This window comes from Bradyrhizobium monzae, assembly GCF_021458635.1.
Lineage (GTDB): Bacteria > Pseudomonadota > Alphaproteobacteria > Rhizobiales > Xanthobacteraceae > Bradyrhizobium.
In genome coordinates this window covers 91,535-108,933 of the sequence record NZ_JAIRDQ010000013.1, presented here as the reverse complement: position 1 = coordinate 108,933, position 17,399 = coordinate 91,535, and the positions used below count along the sequence as shown (strand labels likewise).

18 protein-coding genes and 1 pseudogene are annotated in these 17,399 nt (G+C 61.8%); 3 read left to right on the top strand and 16 right to left on the bottom strand.

The annotated features are described in order from the left end of the window. Window positions 1-225: 225 nt before the first annotated feature. The 3 genes from K3F49_RS33595 to K3F49_RS33585 form a co-directional block, all read right to left on the bottom strand. Window positions 226-408, bottom strand: a complete 183-nt coding sequence (locus tag K3F49_RS33595; protein ID WP_234685167.1) for a hypothetical protein — start codon at window positions 406-408, stop codon at window positions 226-228. Window positions 409-552: 144 nt separating this feature from the next. Continuing rightward, window positions 553-1,077, bottom strand: a complete 525-nt coding sequence (locus K3F49_RS33590) for a thermonuclease family protein (protein WP_452101141.1) — start codon at window positions 1,075-1,077, stop codon at window positions 553-555. A 469-nt stretch (window positions 1,078-1,546) separates the two neighbouring features. Further along, complete coding sequence (locus tag K3F49_RS33585; protein ID WP_234685166.1) at window positions 1,547-2,221, bottom strand: helix-turn-helix domain-containing protein; 675 nt, start codon at window positions 2,219-2,221, stop codon at window positions 1,547-1,549. A 232-nt stretch (window positions 2,222-2,453) separates the two neighbouring features. Here K3F49_RS33585 and K3F49_RS33580 point away from each other — a divergent pair, with 232 nt between their 5' ends. After that, window positions 2,454-2,600 (top strand): hypothetical protein, encoded by a 147-nt coding sequence (locus K3F49_RS33580; protein WP_234685165.1) that lies wholly within the window; start codon window positions 2,454-2,456, stop codon window positions 2,598-2,600. A 155-nt stretch (window positions 2,601-2,755) separates the two neighbouring features. Here the strand turns inward: K3F49_RS33580 and ccoS are convergent, their stop codons facing one another. The 12 genes from ccoS to K3F49_RS33520 form a co-directional block, all read right to left on the bottom strand. Continuing rightward, entirely contained in the window at window positions 2,756-2,977 is a 222-nt protein-coding gene (gene ccoS, locus K3F49_RS33575; RefSeq protein ID WP_234685164.1) for a cbb3-type cytochrome oxidase assembly protein CcoS, read from the bottom strand. A gap of 14 nt (window positions 2,978-2,991) precedes the next feature. Next, entirely contained in the window at window positions 2,992-5,163 is a 2,172-nt protein-coding gene (locus K3F49_RS33570; RefSeq protein WP_234685163.1) for a heavy metal translocating P-type ATPase, read from the bottom strand. Between the two features lie 12 nt (window positions 5,164-5,175). After that, window positions 5,176-5,676, bottom strand: a complete 501-nt coding sequence (locus K3F49_RS33565; protein ID WP_234685162.1) for a FixH family protein — start codon at window positions 5,674-5,676, stop codon at window positions 5,176-5,178. An 18-nt stretch (window positions 5,677-5,694) separates the two neighbouring features. Further along, window positions 5,695-7,155: a cytochrome c oxidase accessory protein CcoG gene (gene ccoG, locus K3F49_RS33560; RefSeq protein WP_234685269.1), complete on the bottom strand. Its 1,461-nt coding sequence runs from the start codon at window positions 7,153-7,155 to the stop codon at window positions 5,695-5,697. A gap of 80 nt (window positions 7,156-7,235) precedes the next feature. Further along, window positions 7,236-8,108, bottom strand: coding sequence for a cytochrome-c oxidase, cbb3-type subunit III (ccoP, locus tag K3F49_RS33555; RefSeq protein ID WP_234685161.1), 873 nt, complete (start codon window positions 8,106-8,108; stop codon window positions 7,236-7,238). A gap of 3 nt (window positions 8,109-8,111) precedes the next feature. Then, the gene (locus K3F49_RS33550) at window positions 8,112-8,276 is read right to left on the bottom strand and encodes a cbb3-type cytochrome c oxidase subunit 3 (protein ID WP_234685160.1); all 165 of its coding nucleotides are present in this window, start codon (window positions 8,274-8,276) and stop codon (window positions 8,112-8,114) included. A 12-nt stretch (window positions 8,277-8,288) separates the two neighbouring features. Next, window positions 8,289-9,023: a cytochrome-c oxidase, cbb3-type subunit II gene (gene ccoO / locus K3F49_RS33545; protein ID WP_234685159.1), complete on the bottom strand. Its 735-nt coding sequence runs from the start codon at window positions 9,021-9,023 to the stop codon at window positions 8,289-8,291. Between the two features lie 8 nt (window positions 9,024-9,031). Then, entirely contained in the window at window positions 9,032-10,657 is a 1,626-nt protein-coding gene (gene ccoN, locus K3F49_RS33540; RefSeq protein WP_452101147.1) for a cytochrome-c oxidase, cbb3-type subunit I, read from the bottom strand. 90 nt (window positions 10,658-10,747) lie between these two features. Continuing rightward, the gene (locus K3F49_RS33535) at window positions 10,748-11,197 is read right to left on the bottom strand and encodes a hypothetical protein (protein WP_234685157.1); all 450 of its coding nucleotides are present in this window, start codon (window positions 11,195-11,197) and stop codon (window positions 10,748-10,750) included. Window positions 11,198-11,264: 67 nt separating this feature from the next. After that, window positions 11,265-12,599, bottom strand: a complete 1,335-nt coding sequence (hemN, locus tag K3F49_RS33530; protein WP_234685156.1) for an oxygen-independent coproporphyrinogen III oxidase — start codon at window positions 12,597-12,599, stop codon at window positions 11,265-11,267. 15 nt (window positions 12,600-12,614) lie between these two features. Further along, on the bottom strand, window positions 12,615-12,842 hold the full coding sequence (locus K3F49_RS33525) for a hypothetical protein (protein WP_234685155.1): 228 nt from the start codon (window positions 12,840-12,842) through the stop codon (window positions 12,615-12,617). 62 nt (window positions 12,843-12,904) lie between these two features. Further along, complete coding sequence (locus tag K3F49_RS33520; protein ID WP_234685154.1) at window positions 12,905-13,333, bottom strand: hypothetical protein; 429 nt, start codon at window positions 13,331-13,333, stop codon at window positions 12,905-12,907. Between the two features lie 402 nt (window positions 13,334-13,735). Here K3F49_RS33520 and K3F49_RS33515 point away from each other — a divergent pair, with 402 nt between their 5' ends. Together K3F49_RS33515 and K3F49_RS33510 are read left to right on the top strand one after the other, a co-directional pair. Next, a complete protein-coding gene (locus tag K3F49_RS33515) occupies window positions 13,736-14,188 on the top strand; it encodes an IS66 family transposase (protein WP_234685153.1) in 453 nt (150 codons plus the stop codon). A gap of 11 nt (window positions 14,189-14,199) precedes the next feature. Continuing rightward, window positions 14,200-14,757, top strand: a pseudogene (locus tag K3F49_RS33510) (IS66 family transposase). A 282-nt stretch (window positions 14,758-15,039) separates the two neighbouring features. Here K3F49_RS33510 and K3F49_RS33505 read toward each other — a convergent pair. After that, on the bottom strand, window positions 15,040-16,626 hold the full coding sequence (locus K3F49_RS33505; RefSeq protein WP_234685152.1) for an adenine nucleotide alpha hydrolase family protein: 1,587 nt from the start codon (window positions 16,624-16,626) through the stop codon (window positions 15,040-15,042). Between the last annotated feature and the right edge of the window lie 773 nt (window positions 16,627-17,399).

Here is a 17,399-nt window from a genome sequence, read left to right as displayed (position 1 = left end):
GCCAAAGCCGGGGTTTCAGCGCAGCCGACAGCCCGGTCCCGCAGGGAGATGCACCGCAAATCCAATGCGGATGGAACATCCAGGCGCCTGGAGCGCCAGAGCATGATCCGAAAAAAGTGTGCCGCGGCTTTGCCTCGCGGCAAACGCGGCAGCGCGTTTGCGCGGAGGTCATGCTCAAACGACAACTTCAAGCGCGATGACGATGCAGCCCGATCTTATCGCGCTTTAGATATCCTCACGCGTCTTTGTCTCTGCGTCATAGATTCTGATCCGAAGCATCGGAAAACGCTTCTTCAGCTCTTCCGCACCGGTCTTGGCCCCATCCCTGGTCGCAAATTCGGCCTTGAGGCGGCCATCAACTTCGAGCGCATAACCTGAAGCTGGCAATTCACGGGCAGCTGCAACCATCTTAGTCCTTTGCTCAACGGCGAGATCGAGGATAACGGCTTACCCCGAGTCGCCCAATGCGCGCCAGTGAACCAAAATTGTTGATTTTTCGGCCAAGCTGCACGGGCGCTGATTCGCTGCATCCAAGACGCATCCAAGATGCCTTCAAGGATGTGCGTTGGCGTCATCCGAACAATGAACCGGTGAGCCGCCCGATCGCATGCACGCGCGGTACAGCCAGGGCTCCACATAGCTGCCTGCCCACATCCCGCGACCTGAACGATCAGCATCGCGCTGCGCGGCGCGATACCGGCCGCCGGAATAGTGCGGCCAATCCAGTGCGAGACCGTTGCTGACCAGCCATTCCCCGAGATCGGCAGTCCCGACCAGACATGTCGCGACCGTACGCCCATATTGGTCCTTGGACAGCGAGGTGCAGCTCACCGGACGTCGGGCGATGAAACTATCGAGTTGATTTGCGGCGTTCGCGCCACAGCGATACAGATTGCTGTCAGCACCTCGGCACAGCTGAGTGCTTTCCGGCGCATCGATCCCCCAAAACCGGATGCGTATTCCCTGTATTTCCAGCGTATCACCATCAATGACACTGGCCTGTCCGACAAAATCTGCAGCCGAGGCCGCCCTCGACAACAGCAGGAGCATGAGTAGGAGGGTTTTGCGCTTGCTCATGATCATGGAGTTCCAGTGGTCAGCGCAGATTGCGCGGATCAAATGCGGCCAATTCTCGAGCGGCTTTAACGACGGCAGATGAGCGCAGCGCGCGGGGCACGCACTTAGAGCATGATCCGCAGAACGTGAGCAGCGGTTTTCCCTCGCGACAAACGCGGAGCGTTTGCTCGGAGATCATGCTCAAATATATCTAAAGCGCGATGACGATTCATCCCAATCTCACCGCGCTTTGGAGTGACGAATGACCGCCCATGAGCGCTGGCGCCCTGTTCGATTGCCCGGTGACCGGCCAGAAGATCCAGGGGCTGGTCGCGGAGGAGACCTCCCCCGGCTCGCGCGATGGGATGGTGACCTGCCTCGCCTTCTCAGCCCGTTCACCTCACTGCCCCGTTCACGACACGGTGCTCGGGGCCAAACGCAGCAAAGCGAAATCGCTGGTGACAAAAAAACTCGGACAGAGATTCGATTGTCAGGCATTGATCCGGCTCAGCGCCACGCGGTCGCGGAGGAGGATACGGCGCGAGGTTTCCAGGGCGATGGTTCCGGACTGCGCCAGCTGACTGAGCGTCCGCGACACCGTCTCGATCGTCATGCCCAGATAGTCGGCGATGTCCTGACGCGTCATCGGCAGTTCGATCGACTGAGCGGCGGCATTGCGGCCCGCCATTTCCAGCAGAAATCCGGCCACCCGTTCTTCCGCGCTCTTCATCAGCACCATTGAATGCTCGTGCATACGCTGCAGCTCGCGGACCGCAAGCGTCCAGAGCTGTCTGGCAAGATCCTTTTCGTACTCGGCCCGGGCCATTACGGCGCTGCGCTTGGCGACCACGACATGCGCCTCCCTGATCGCTTCCGCCGAGGCAAGATGCACCTCGGTGGCTTCGACGTCAAAGATATCGCCGGGCAGATAGAAGCTGCCGATCTGGCGACGGCCGTCATCCAGCGTGCGACAGGTTCGCACCGCGCCGGAGATAACTTGGTAAAGGTATTCAGCCGGATCGTCTTCGCTGTAAATTTCAGCATTGCGCGCAAAGCGCGTCGAAGCGCCGATCAAGCCCAGCGGGCCTTCGGGCAGGGAGTTCGACCGAACCGCGGCGGCCGGACGCGCGTGGATTGTAGACTCGGCGGTTGCGGCGGTGAGCATGGCAGAAACTCCTTTCGATCGTCGGTGACGGCAGTCTGCCCGCTTCCCCGGGTTTCGAAACTCGTGTTATTCCCCTAAGTATAAATCCGGAGGCACCTGCAATTTTTCGAAAGTTGCACGGCGGTTCGTGCGCCCCTTGGCGCAGCTCAAGGCGGCTCACGCATGTTTGCGCTACCATCGTCACCATTCCTCAAGATGGCGGAATGCAGGCATCATTCGACCAAGAGCATTCTTGTCGCGCCTGCTGCGCGACAGATGGCGCGAGATCGCCAGTGCGCCGTTCGATCGTGAGATCGAGGTTGCCATGATTGACGGCTGCATCATCATGTGCGCCGGCTCATGCCTGCGTCACGGCGCGGGTTGGCTCGAGGAACGCTGAGGCAGGTCGATGTAACTGCCACGCACTGGCGCTACAGGCGGCCGGTAACGCCGCCGATCAGCTGATGTTGATGGGTGGGCGGCATCGCTGAGTGGTGGCGACCGTCCGGTTTACCGAACCCCGCTCGGTTCGCCGCCCAGGCGTCCTGGTGGGCCCTACTGGTCTTTGCCGGGATTGCGATCGCGTTGACGATGCTGGGCGCTCGCGGGGTGCGCCGAGGTGGCGGATGTCTCAGGCGGCTCATCGTCGGCGATCGCCCGCCAGGCGGCGCCATCGAGATCGTCATACTGGCCGTTCCTGAGCGACCAGAGAAAGGCCGCAAGGCCGAGCCCGCCAAGCGCGATCGCAAGCGGCACCAGATAGAGCAGGACTTCCATCAGGCAGTTTCCCTCTACCGGCGCGCGCGCAAGGCATTGAGCATCACGAGCAGCGATGAGGTGGACATCGCGGCCGCGGCGATCAGCGGCGTCACCAGGCCGCCCATGGCCACCGGCACGGCGAGCGCGTTGTAGATCACCGCGAGCCAGAGGTTCTGCCGCATCAGCCGCAGCGCCTTGCGCGAAACTCCGATTGCGGCTTCCACGGGTGCAAGCCGCTCACCGAGAAACACGGCATCGGCGACCGACTGACTGAGATGCGTCGCGGTGACCGGCGACATCGAGGCATGGGCGGCTGCCAGCGCCGGCGCATCGTTCAGGCCGTCCCCGACCATCAGCACCTTGTGGCCGAAGCGCTTGAGATCGTCGATGCGCGCAATCTTATCGACCGGCGTCACCTCGGCGCGCCATCGCTGAATGCCGAGCGCCTCGGCAGCGGCCCTCACGGCCGGCTCCCGGTCGCCGGACAGCATCTCGACGATCAGACCCAGCCGATGCAGTGTAGAAACGATCTTCGCGGCGTCGGGACGGATCCGCTGCCTGACCGCGAAGACATGGCAGGTCTCACCATGCCGGAACGCAACGACGGATGCCTCGGGATCGCTCTGCAGGATTTGGTTGGCCGCCTTGTCCGCGCCGCACCAGGACGGACGCCCGAGCTTGATTTCAATGCCATCGACCACGCCGAATACACCCTGCCCCGGCTCCTCTTCGATGCCTGGCAGCGGCATTTTGGCGCCGGCCGCACGTGCCACTGCGGCAGCGACGGGGTGGCGGCTCGACAGCGCCAGGCGGCCCGCAAGACTGAAGACATCCGGAGGGATCGCCGCAGCATTCGCAACGTCGAGCTCGGGCAAGGTCAATGTGCCGGTCTTGTCGAAGATCACGCGATCGACCTCGGCGATCCGCTCGATCGCGTCACCCGCATTGAGCAATACGCCCGAGCCAAACAAGGCGCCGGAAGCGACCGTCTGCACGGCCGGAATGGCGAGGCCGAGCGCGCAGGGACAGGTGATAATGAGGACCGCAATCGCCGTCACGATCGAATCGTGGAGCGTGGCGCCTGCGATGAGCCAGCCGATCATCGTCAGCAGTGCAGTGGCGTGGACGAGCGGGGCATAGAGCCTCGAGGCACGTTCGGCCAGACGCAGGTAGCGCGAGCGCGACTGCACGGCATTCTCGAGCAGGCGCGATATTTCAGACAGAAGCGTTGCTTCGGAGGCCGCCGATACGCGGACACGCAACGCGCCCGACCGCACCAGCGTTCCCGCATAGACCGCGCTTCCCGCTATTACCGTCGTCGGCACTGTCTCGCCGGTGATCAGGCTTTGGTCGATCTGGGAGCGGCCGCTGATGACGTTGCCGTCGACGGCCGAACGCTCGCCAGGACGGAGCAGCACGATGTCGCCGGGGCGGATCGCGGCGACGGGGACCGTGCGGATCTCCTCTTCGCTGACGAACTTGGTCGCGGTCTCCGCCTTCAGCGCGGCAAGATTGCCGGCAAAGGCGCGGGTGCGCCGTCGCATGTTCTGGTCGAGATAGCGACCTGCCAGCAGGAACGCGATCAGCATGATCGCCGCGTCGAAATAGGCGTGCTCGGCATGCATGGCCGTTTCGAACAGCGACATCGCCAGTGCCAGGACGATGCCGACCGAGATCGGCACGTCCATGTTGACATTGCGGGCGCGGAGCGCCGCCCAGGCCGAGGAAAAGAACGGCTGGGCCGAATAGGCCGCGGCCGGCAGCACGATCAGCGCCGAGAGCCAGTGGAAGAAGTCGCGCTGCTCGCCCAGCATGTCACTGAGATTTCCGGACCAGACCGGCACCGACAGCATCATCACGTTCATCGCCGCGAAGGCGGCGACGCCCAGGCGCCGCAGCAGCGCACTTGCGCGCTCGGCCTCCCGTGTCTCGGCGTCGGCGCGCTCGAACGGATAGGCCCTGTAACCGAGCTCGGCAAGACGAACGACGAATAGCGCGGGATCCACCGCGCCCGCCTTCCACTCCAGCGCCAGGCGCCGATCGGTCAGATTGACTCGCGCCAAGGTGACATCCGGGATCTGCGATAAGTTGCGCTCGATCTTGGCCATGCAGGCGGCGCAACGGATGCCGTCGACTGCGAGATCGAGGCGCAGATTCGAGCCGGACTTCTTCAGGAAGTGCGAAAAATCGATCGTCGACTGCATTGCAGCGCTCCGTCAGTTCAGGACCACACGATTGCGCGACAGGAACAGGCGCTTTCCGTCCCGATCGGCCTCGATCACCAGCTCCCACTGTCCCGCTGCAACGCCGTGCGCGATGCCGCGGTAGCTGCCGCCGCCGCCCTCGATCATCTCGAGCACCTGGTCGGCTCTGCGATCAGTGGGACGCTCGAGCCGGCCGAAGACCGACAATCCCGCAAGCGGCGCGCCGTCCTGCGCCTTTGCATCCAGGTTCAGCCGGGCCGTCCCGTCGGCCTGGCGCTCGATATGCGCGGCGACCTTCCAATCGCGCCCGTTCTGCTGATGCGCGGCCTGGATTTCCTTTTGATAGGCCAGGCTCGCGCTATAGGCGCTGTCGACGTCGGTCCCCGGCAGCGTGGCGATGGCAAGCCGCATCATCACCGCGTTGACGCCGATCACGACGGCAAAGAAAGAAACCACGGCGATCAGGACGAAGCGCCCGGTGATTGGCCGTATGGCGGATGAAGACGTTGTCATGTCCGGTTTCCTCTCATCTCAGGGCGTCACAAAATGATCGGTGGCGGAGGCAACCTCGCCGAGCCCGATGTCGGTGATGCGGAATTTGACCGGCTGGGTCTTCTCCACTTTCTCGTCGAAGGGTGCGGTCACCAGCACGCGCAACTCGGTGGTGGCATCGCGCGCGAGGACGATCATTGGCCGCTCGGGCGTGACGGAGTCGACGCCGACGATGTGGATTTGCGCATTGGCGGGCCCGTCGACATCGACGGCAATCACGCGATCAAAGCCGCGCTTGTTGAGGAAGCGCAGCGTATAGCCGTTGCGGATCGCGCCATCGCTGAGCTTGACCGCCACGGGGTTGCGGTCGTGCAGCACGTTGACGTCCAGCAGCGAGCGCGTCAGCAGCGTATGCAGCATCACCGCGCAAACCAGGGTGATCAACGATGCATAGACCCCCGTCCGGGCACGGATCGGCTTGAAGGCTTCCGTGTTGCCGGATGTCCGGCGCTGAACATTGATGTCGTTGTCGTAGCCGATCAGCCGCATCGGCCGGCCGATCTTCTTCATCACGTTATCGCAGGCATCGATGCAGAGGCCGCACTGGATGCAGCCGAGCTGCGCGCCATCACGGATATCGATGCCGGTCGGACAAACTGCGACGCACTGCTTGCAATCGATGCACTCACCGATCTTCTCGCCCAGCGCGCGCAGGTCTCTTCCCTTCTTCATCGAACAACGCGGCTCGCCACGGTCGTATTTGTAGGTGACGTTGAGCGCCCACTCATCGGTGAGCGCGGCCTGGATGCGCGGCCATGGGCACATGTAGAGACAGACCTGCTCCCGTGCGTGGCCGGCCAGGAGATAGGTCGACGCCGTCAGAATGCCGATCCAGATGTAGGCGATCGCCGGCGCCTGGAAGGTGGCGAGATCCCTCACCAGCGTCGGTGCATCCGAGAAATAGAGGACCCATGCGCCGCCGGTCCACCAGGCGATGATCAGCCAGATCGCCTGCTTCAACGCGCGCCGCGCCAGGCGCTTGGCAGTCAGCGGACCGGCATCGGTTTTGATTCGCTCGCGGCGGTCGCCCTCGGTCCAGCGCTCCACCGCGTAGAACAGGTCGGTCCACACCGTCTGCGGACAGAGGTAGCCGCACCAGATGCGGCCGCCGAGCGCATTCATCAGAAACAAGGTGAAGGCAGCGAGGATCAACAGCCCGGTGAAGTAGTAGATCTCCTGCGGCCACAGCTCGATGAAGAAGAAATAGAAGCGCTGGTTTGGAAAATCGATCAGCACGGCCTGGTCCGGCGCGCCGAGGCCGCGATCCCAGCGCACCAACGGTAGCAGGTAATAGACGCCGAGGCAGAGCGCCATCAGCCCCCATTTGAGTCGCCGGAAGGTGCCGGAAACCCGCTGGGGATAGATTTTCTTCTGTGGTGCATAGAGCGGCAGATCATCATCGCCGCCCATCAGCACCTTCGGCGTGACGTTCTTGGTCATCGGAAGGCCCATCAAAATCCCCCGATAAGGCTCCATTACCGCTTCACCTGGGTGAACCGCTCAAACCTCGCCCGGCATTGCTATTTGCCGCCGCCCAGCGAGTGGACGTAGACTGCGAGCGCCCTGGTCGTGACCGGGTCCAGCCGTCCGCTCCAGGCGGGCATGACGCCGGCGCGGCCCTTGGTGATCGTCTCCACAAGGGTGGACTCGTCTGAGCCATAGAGCCAGATCTGGTCGGTCAGGTTCGGCGCGCCGAACTCCTGATTGCCCTTGCCATCCTCGCCGTGACAGCTCACGCAGTTCTCGGCAAAGATCGTCTTGCCGGCGGCCGGGTCATAGCCGGCCGCGGTCGAAAGTCCCGAGAGCGAGCGCACGTAATTGGCAACCGTGACGATCTCGTCCTTCTTCAAGATGCCATCGCGCCCGAAAGCGAGCATCTGGCCTTCATGCGCCTTCGCGTTCCCGGATCGCGCGCCGAACTGGATGGTCTGCATGATCTGGTCGAGCGTGCCGCCCCAGAGCCAGTCGTCGTCGTTCAGATTTGGATAGCCCTTCGCGCCGGCGGCGCCGCTGCCGTGACAGGGCGCACAATTGTCGCCGAACACCGCCTTGCCCCGCGCCCGCGCCAAGGCCAGGAGGGCTGGGTCCTTCTCGATGTCGGCAAGAGACGCGGTGCCAAGCGCCTTCATCTTTTCGCCGCGCAAAGCTTCGAGTTGGGCGAGATTCGCGGTAACGGCGGCGCGATTGGTGGTGTGCAGGACACCGGTCGTATAGCCGCTCACCAGCGGCCACGCCGGATAGACTAGCCAATAGCCGAAGGCCCAGATGATGGTGGCGTAGAAGGTCAGCACCCACCAGCGGGGAAGCGGCGTGTTCAGCTCCTTGATGCCGTCCCATTCGTGGCCCGTGGTCGACCGGCCGGACACGCGGTCGATGTCGTTGTGCGCGCTCATCTGTCAATCCTCCCGCAGCGGCATTTTCGCCGCGGCATCGAACGGCGCCTTGTTGCGGGGACGCAGCGCGTGAAAGACGATGGCAAGGAAGATGCCGACGAAGATCGGCGTCCAGAAATTGAGCACGAACTGCGACACCAGGTTGTCAACGGAGACAATCGCCTTCATCACAAATCACCTTCACCGCAGATTGGCTTTTTCGTCATAGAGCTTGAAGTCGACCAGCGTCCCCAGCATCTGCAGGTAAGCGACCAGCGCATCGAGTTCGGTGGGTTCGCCAGCCTTGCCGTCGAAGTTGCGGACAACCGCATTTGGATAGCGCCTCTGGAACGCTTCGGCATCCGCACCATCGGGATCGAGCTGAGCCTTGAGGTCGGCTTTGGCATTGGCGATCTGGTCGTCGGTATAGGGTACGCCGATCGCGCGGCTGGTCCGCAGATGCGCGGCGACGTCCTCAAGCTCGAGTTCGGTCGCAGCCAGCGATGGATACCCCGGCATCACCGATTGCGGCACGATCGCCCGCGGATTGATCAGGTGCCGGACATGCCAATCATCGGAATATTTGGCGCCGACGCGGGCGAGATCGGGACCCGTACGCTTCGATCCCCACTGGAAGGGGTGATCGTACATGCTCTCGGCGGCCAGCGAGTAGTGGCCGTAGCGCTCCACTTCGTCGCGCAAAGGGCGGATCATCTGCGAATGGCAGAGATAGCAACCCTCACGGACATAGATGTTGCGCCCGGCAAGCTCGAGCGGCGTGTAGGGACGAACGCCGTCGACCACCTCGATCGTGCTCTTGAGATAGAACAGCGGCGTGATTTCGACGAGACCGCCGATCGCGATGACCACGAGGATTCCACCGATCAGGATGGTCGCGTTCTTCTCGAAGATCTTGTGTCGATTCCAGAAGGACATGGGATGACCTATTCGGCAGGCTGGAGCCGTCCGGCGGCTCGTGCCTCCTCGGCTTCGCCGGCCCTGACGGTCATCCAGAGATTGAAGGCCATGATCAGCGCGCCGATCAGGAACAACGCGCCCCCGGCTGCACGGATGATGTAGAAGGGATGCATGGCCTCGACGGTCTCGATAAAGGAATATTCGAGGAAGCCGAGCGAGGTGTAGGCGCGCCACATCAGACCCTGCAGGATTCCGGACACCCACATGGCGGAAATGTAGAGCACGATGCCGATGGTGGCGATCCAGAAGTGCCAGTTGACCAGCTTCAGGCTGTAGAGTCCGTTGCGATTCCACGCCCACGGCACCAGGCAGTAGAGCGCGCCGAAGGAGACGAAGCCAACCCAGCCGAGCGCGCCGGAATGCACGTGGCCGATGGTCCAGTCGGTGTAGTGGCTGAGCGAGTTGACGACCTTGATCGCCATCATCGGGCCTTCGAACGTCGACATGCCGTAAAAGGCGACGGAGACGACGAGCATGCGCAGCACCGGATCGGTGCGCAGCTTGTCCCAGGCGCCGGACAAGGTCATGAGCCCGTTGATCATGCCGCCCCAGGAGGGCATCCACAGCATGATCGAAAAGGTCATGCCCAGCGTCTGCGCCCAGTCAGGCAGCGCGGTATAGTGCAGATGGTGCGGGCCGGCCCAGATGTAGAGGAAGATCAGCGCCCAGAAATGGATGATGGAAAGCCGATAGGAATAGATCGGCCGCTCGGCGCGCTTCGGGATGAAATAGTACATGATCGCAAGGAAGCCGGCGGTGAGGAAGAAGCCGACCGCATTGTGCCCGTACCACCATTGGAACATCGCATCCTGCACGCCACCCCAGGCAATGTAGGACTTCGAGCCGAAGACAGATACCGGCAGCGCCGGATTATTGCCGAGATGGAGCACGGCAATTGTGACGATGAACGCCAGGTAGAACCAGTTGGCGACGAAGATGTGCGGTTCCTTGCGCTTGACCAGCGTCATCAGGAACACCAGCAGATAAGTCACCCAAACGATGGTCAGCCAAAGATCGGCGTACCACTCGGGCTCCGCATATTCCTTGGACTGGGTGACGCCGAGCAGATAGCCGGTGCCGGCGATCAGGATAAAGAAGTTGTAACCGAGCACGACGAACCAGGGCGCGAGATCGCCGGCAAGCCGCGTGCGGCAGGTCTTCTGCACGACGTAGAACGAGGTCGCGATCAGGACGTTGCCGCCGAACGCGAAGATCACGGCCGACGTGTGCAGCGGACGCAGGCGGCCGAAGGTGGTCCAGGGCAAATCGAGATTAAGCGCGGGCCATGCCAGTTGCGAGGCGATGATCAGCCCGACGGCAAAGCCGGCGATGCCCCAGAACATCGCCGCCACCGATGCGAACTTGATCGGACCCATGTTGTAGTTGGGACGCCCGTTGATCTCCTGCGGCGGCAGTTTGGCCGGGCGATCATAGTAGCGGTTGAGGATCGCAAACGCAGCCGCGATGCTGGCGGCGCATCCAAGCGACGCGTGAAAGGCGAACGGGGCGTCATGCGCGAATCCCGCACCGATCAGGCACAGGAATGCGAGCACCGCAAACAGCGGCCACAACACCGTTTCTCCGATCGTCATCGATTTTGCGCCAGCGGAGACGTTCGTCATGGTGCGACATCCTCAATGAGTGGATCAGGGAGGCACGCGCGGCGCCCGGGTTGATCGACATCAATTGCGGGTGGCGGGGGCCGGCAGAACCGGTGGGGCGCACCGCTGCACATCGTCCGCCAACGCCCGCAGCGTCTGCTCATTTGGGCAGTATTTTGCTGGGCTCGCTTGCCGCTCGTGATTCAAGTCCCGGGCGCAGCGCGCCTTGGACGAGCATTGGCAGCACACGCGTCGCAGATCGCGGAGCACGTCACCGTGAGATGCTTCCAGGTCGTCCTCGGCAAGGCCCGCATGGGAGAGGCGCCTGCTCAGGGACTGAAGCGACCCCGAAGGCTTCAAGATCAGCGCAGCGAACTCCGTCCTGGAAAGATTCAGCTCGCGCGCGATAACGTCGATCTCCCGCGGGTCCAGCCGCTGCAACTCGTTCCTGCGATCCATGGCGCCCTTCAAACGGTCACGGAGATTGCCGAACAGTGTGCTGCACGTCTTGCCGGCCGCTTCAATCAACATTTGACGATTTGGGTCCCTTTTTCGATGATGTGTTACATCCGCCAAGGGACATTGTCGTTGATGCAGATCAAATTGCCTTGCTGAACTGTGCGGCGCGCGAGCGTCCATAGGTATCGAAAGTTGCGGCGATGACGCGAACGACGAGCCGGCCGGCGTCCGTTACCGTCAATCTCGCGCCCTCGATCTCGACCAGCCCCTCCGATTGCATCGGTGTCAGCCTCGCCAGTTCATCGCGAAGATCGGCATTCGGCGCGACTTCATCGAGATCGACGGCGAAATCGCACATCAGCCGCTCGATGATTCGCGCGCGCTGTCGGTCGTTTTCATCGCGCCGGCACCCCCTGGCAGAGGCGAGTGAGCCGGCAGCGATGGCGCCGACATATCTTGGAACATCCGTGACGTTCTGCACGAAGCCGTCCGCGAAAGTCGATATCGAGGAGGCGCCGAGCCCGAGAAGGACGCTGCTGGCATCCTCGGTATAACCCTGGAAATTGCGATGCAGCTTCCCGCCTGCCGCAGCCCTTGCGAGCGCATCGCCGGGCCTGGCAAAATGATCGATGCCGATTCTCACATAGCCGGCGGAAATCAGCTCCTCGGACATGACCTCGGCCTGCTCGATGCGCTGATCCTGCGACGGCAGCCCGGCTTCGTCGATCCGCCGCTGGTTGGCCTTGAACCGCGGCAGATGGGCATAGCCGAAACAGGCGATGCGGTCCGGCTCCATCGCCGCAACCGAGGCGCAGGTCTTTCGAACCGAGTCGGCGGTCTGCAGCGGCAGCCCATACATCAGATCGAAGTTCAGATTTCCGATTCCGGCCGACCGCAATCGCTCGACGGCCGCCTCGATGACAACGCGCGGCTGCTGGCGGCCGATCGCGGCCTGGACTAAAGGATTGATGTCCTGAACGCCCAGACTTGCACGGCCGACGCCGAGTTCCGCCAGGGCGTCCACGAAGGCGACAGTCACGTGACGTGGATCCAGTTCGATCGCGTGCTCGAGGCCGTTCGCGAACGGGAATTGACGGCGGAGTGCGGCGACGACGGATCGCAAGCCGTCAGGTCCGAGAATCCCGGGCGTGCCGCCGCCCCAGTGCAGACGGGCAATTTCAGGCCTCGCCCCGACCAGGCTCGCAACAAGATCGATCTCGGCTTCAAGCGCGCGGCGATAGCCATCGATCACATCGTCACGTACCGCCATCTTGGTGTTGCAACCGCAGTACAGGCATATCTTTCGGCAATAAGGCACGTGAAGATAGACCGAGACGGCCTGACGCGCGTTGAGGCCGGCGAGCCAAGTCTCGTGGTCTTTCGCGCCAACCTCAGGCGAGAAATCGACGGCAGTCGGATAAGACGTATAGCGCGGCACATTGTAGCCCGCATAGCGGCGCACGACGGGGTTCAAGACGCATCGACCTTGCTAGGAGGCCCCGGCCCGCTCCAGCGCGGTCGGCGCCCGGAATTCGACGGCATCCGCGAAGATCGTCCAGTCGTGGACGTGCCTCTGCCTGCAGAAGTCCGCTTCCGATCGTCGCACCGCTTCCGTCAGGGACGGAGCTTCGATGGTGAACGCCGCCTGGCAGGCACGATGCTCGTGCCCAGTGTCGTCGCAGACGGTCTTGATGAAGCGCACCTCAAATAAGGGCATTATGTTCTCCTATTTGCCGACATGTTGCTCAGAACCGGAGCGAAGTCCTTGAGCAAGATCAATCAGACATCGCGCCCGATCGCCCATCCCACTGCAACAACGGCAAAGCCGATGATCAGGATGACAGCAACGAAACTCACAACGGGACCAAGACCCCAGCCTTCATTTGCAACTGATAACCCAACATCAAGCGTCGGGAACTGCCCGGAAAGCTCGCGGGTTAAACCATGGCTCCGCCTCGCCTGTCGACTGCAGCCGGCTCCGGGTCCAACTCGTTCACTGTGTTGCATGACGGACGCGATCGGCCGAGACGCTGAAGGCGCGACGCGGCTTGTCTTCACTTCTCGGATGGCTCCGACCGAACCATCCAGCCGTCCATAAGTGGACAGCCCGAAGACGCCATAAGGCGAGCAAAAGAGAAAGGGCGCGGTCGCCAGCCGATTGGCGGCGATAAAGGCCGTAAGACCCAGGCCTTCGAACGCAAGGTCCATTCTTAGGAGATCGCGGCAAAGCCGACTACGGCGTGGACCACTTCCAATATTTGGGGCATGTCCCGCCTCCCGGTTTCGCTAAGAGATCCTTAGCCCGGGGGAACGGTGCGCGCGTTGATCTCAATCAACTGTCGCTATCACTTGATCCAGCTCAAGGAGCGGTCGCGCCATCGCTGGATGATCGCGCAATCAAACCCGCGACCGCGAAGAGGCTGTCTTGTACGAATGTCTCAAGGAGACGGTTCAGCATGGACGCGTGTTTCACCCAAGCCCTGTGCCGCGGCCGGCCGTTGTCGGCTGAGAGGCGAGGATTTCGCTGGAGCCGATGGCGAACGCATGTATCGTTTTGTCATGGCGATTCGTCCCGAAGCTCTCCCGACTGACGCAGCGGCTCTGACCGAGATGGTGCTCGCGCTCGACGCCGAGAATGAGATGCGGCGCGTGGCGATGCAGACGCTCAAGGAGATGATCTTCGGCAAGCGTTCGGAGCGGCTTGCGGCGATCGTCGCCGAGCAACTCGCGCTCGAGCTGGACGATCTCGCGACCGGCGCCACGCCGCCTCTGTCTGCGAACGACGATGCCCCTGCGACGAAGCCGCTCGGCAAGCCGCGCAAGAAGGCGAGGCGCAACATCGGCGCGCTGCCCAAGCACTTGCCGCGCTACGAGCAGGTGCTCGAGCCGGACGCGACGGCGTGCCCGTGCTGCGACGGCGGTCTGCACAAGATCGGCGAAGACGTGAGCGAGGTGCTGGACGTGATCCCGGCGCTCTGCGGGTGCTGCGCACGATCCGTCCCAAATATGCCTGCCGCGGCTGCACCGACGGCGTGGTACAGGCGAAGGTGCTGCCGCGGCTGATCGAGGGCGGCATGGCCTCGACGGCGCTGGTGACCCACGTGGTGGTGTCGAAGTTCGCCTGGTATCTGCCGCTGTATCGGCAGGTGCAGATGCTGGCCGGCCAGGGCATTCATCTCGACCGCGCGACGCTCGCCGGCTGGGTGAAGCGTGCCGCATGGTGGCTCGAGAGCCTCTATCAGTTGCAACTCAAGACGATCCAGGCCTCGCCGCGGCTGTTCTGCGACGAGACGCCGATGCCCGGTGCTTGATCCTGGGCGACATCGCACCCGCATCTGCCAGTTCTGGGCGCATGCGATCGATGATCGCCCACGGGGCGGCCCGTCGCCGCCGGCGGTCGCCTATGTGTTCGCCGACGGCCGCGGCACCGACAAGATTGCCGTGCAATTGACGGCTTTTCCGGCATTCTGCAGGTCGACGGCTATGCCGCCTACAAGGCGCTGGCGCGCAATCATGGCGGCGCGATCCAGCTGGCTTTTTGTCTGGCGCACCGACGCAAGTTCGTCGAGGTGTACAAGACGATGCAGTCGCCATTCGCTCATGAAGTGATCGAACGCCTGCAGGCGGTCTAGCCGAACAGCGGCTTGCGGCCCGCCGCACGCAACTTGTCAAATGGTGCGCGGACCGAACGTTCCGACGTGACGAGCGGGACGAAGAAGTACTGTTTGCTGGGTCCATTTCACCAACTTACGAATCGCCCTCGGTCATCGATCCCGTGCACAATTTGGCACTTGGCCAAACCATGCTTGGCACCTACGAGGAGTATGACTCCCCGCTCCATGTCATTGATATTCTTTGATATTCTTTTGGACGATTAAGCCTCAGAATTCAGCCGCTGCGTCGGACGGACACCATCAACCAAGTTGCCGGGCGAAACGCTCCGCCCACAGAAAACGCACCAAGGCACTCGTCGCAGAAAATTCGCGCGTTGCTATTACCTTGTTCAGAAGCGTCATAACCGAATCTGGCGAAACCAAGCCTAAGTCCGCCAATGCGCAAGACTTTAGCTGGCATGCAAGTGAGTCCGCCCGCGCGGAAATCGCCCTTGGCAATACAAGCTCGAAACTCTCCTTCTTATAGTCTCGCGGAAACATCTCAAGGCCGTTACGGACACGCATGCAAAGACGGAGCATCTGCTTGTTTGCTCGAAGTTCGAGCGGTAGGGTCGCTGAAAAGTTGATCAATCGCGGATCGCCTAGCGGGGTCACTGGCCAAAGTCCTCGCATCGCGAGAGGTCGAGCATGACACAGTTTCCCTATAAGAGTCGTTGACGCGATGACGCCAGGAGGCGCGCTAAATAGGAAAGACGAACGCGCGGCATCAAGGCCGCGTCTCGTTAGCAAGGCTTCCGCATGTCCAACGGCGATATCGAAGCAACGTGACGACGGAGACCTTGCTTCACCATCCTCGCCAGAGTAGCGAAAGAAGAGCTCATCTCCTCCTATACCGGACCAGATTATCTCGCAACCCGCGTCACGAAACCTACCCCAAAGTGCGTCGAACGCCTCAAGGTAATATTCCGAAACAAGTGGCAGGTGGTGGATTAAGTCGAGATTCAGATCAATCGCCGGCATGTGGGCGTTCATTTCGATCGCGTAGTCGCGGCAATTCAGTGCGGCCACAATACTATTTCGTCTATCAGTCTGGTTGGGGCTACTCTCATCACCCAGTAGTATGCCCCCACATGTTAACGATCCGACGCCCTCGCCGACAGCGATCGCGACGGAAGCGGAATCCATTCCTCCGCTCAATTCCACCGCACTTGCACCACAGTTGGTTGGTCGAGAAACGACAACCTCATGCAGCAATTGATGAAACTCACGAATCGCATCGGTGGTCGTCAACCCAGCGTGCGCATCAGGTAGTGATCGTCTTGGGCCGCAATCAAACAGTGTGTCCGACGTGTCGACGTATAAACTCGCGCCAACTGTTAGTAGGTTAACGCCGAGGCAGGCTTGCCGTGCAGAGTAGAACGTTCTCATCGCCAGATGATGCGCGATCACTTCGGTGTCAAGCGCGCGCGATTCACGCAAGAAATCAGCAAAGTCCCAGGAAAGCGTCACCGAACGAATGCGTTCCTCAACGGTGAAATAGATCGGCAGGCTCCCCAATTGGCCAGCTCGCACACGGAGCCGGCCGCCGCTGCGGGCCGCCTCGACGATAATGAAGTCGAGAGGCCAATTCAGGCTCTCCTGATAGCACTGGCGAAAGTGATTGGCAGAGACGTTAGCGGCGACAGCAATCGGGGCGCTCAAGTGAGCTTCCGATCGCAGGCGCTCTCGCGTGACGACGAACCATTGTTCAGACGTCTTGAGGAGAAAGCTCTCGAGACTCTGATGATGGAAAGGGTGAATATAGCTGTCGCCAATTGATATTGAAGAGCCATTGGCCACAGGATCAAAGAGTTCAAGGTCGCGTATCCTCAGGCAGGCCTTGAGCATTGTTTTATAACTCGACCGCCCTCGTCTGAGGGGCGGCGCCAAGTAGGCATAATCCGATAGACTCAGGTGAGATAGCCGGCATAAGCGCTGTCATTCGGGAGAGAGCCCTTGGGCCACTTAATAGTCGGAGGTGCCACTGCTGGAAGTGGAAGGTCCGCTGGCATGGGCCGGGACCGCTCCTGAACGAGCGCTTTGGCGTTAGTCATGTGATACTCCCTTTAACAAGGATTTGAGACGCTAGTGCGCATGTCGTCTGGACACGTTCTGCGGAAGCAATGGCTTGATGTTGTGGCCGACCCCCGTCGGTGTGAACTCTCACATGTGACGCTCCGCGACACAACCTATCAAAATCGCCAGGTCCCCATTCGGACGTGCCGGCCGCCGTCCATCCGAGCTGATGCGCCTCCACGTGCGGCGCGACGATCAAAGTGACAGTGCGTATTGCCGCACATATCGATGCTCCCGGTGATGGGTTGCCTCATCTATTTTGCTCCCGGCTTGGGTTGAGGAGGAGGCTGGGTGCGGAGTTGGCCGGGGTTTCGGAGCTGCCGGCCTCCTCCGCTGGCACCTGGCAGATCGTCGGGTTGTCGTGAGCTCATGCCCCGGCGGCGTTTTCTCCGTAGGAATCGGACGACTTCTCCTCAGTTAATGCGCCTTTATAGAGGAGGCTAAGCAGGTACTGTGCCAAAGGAGAAATCGTTCTCTGTCAATATGCTAGCTCTAATACTGCTATTTCACTCGTCCGATATTGTCGGGCATCTAACGTACTTGCG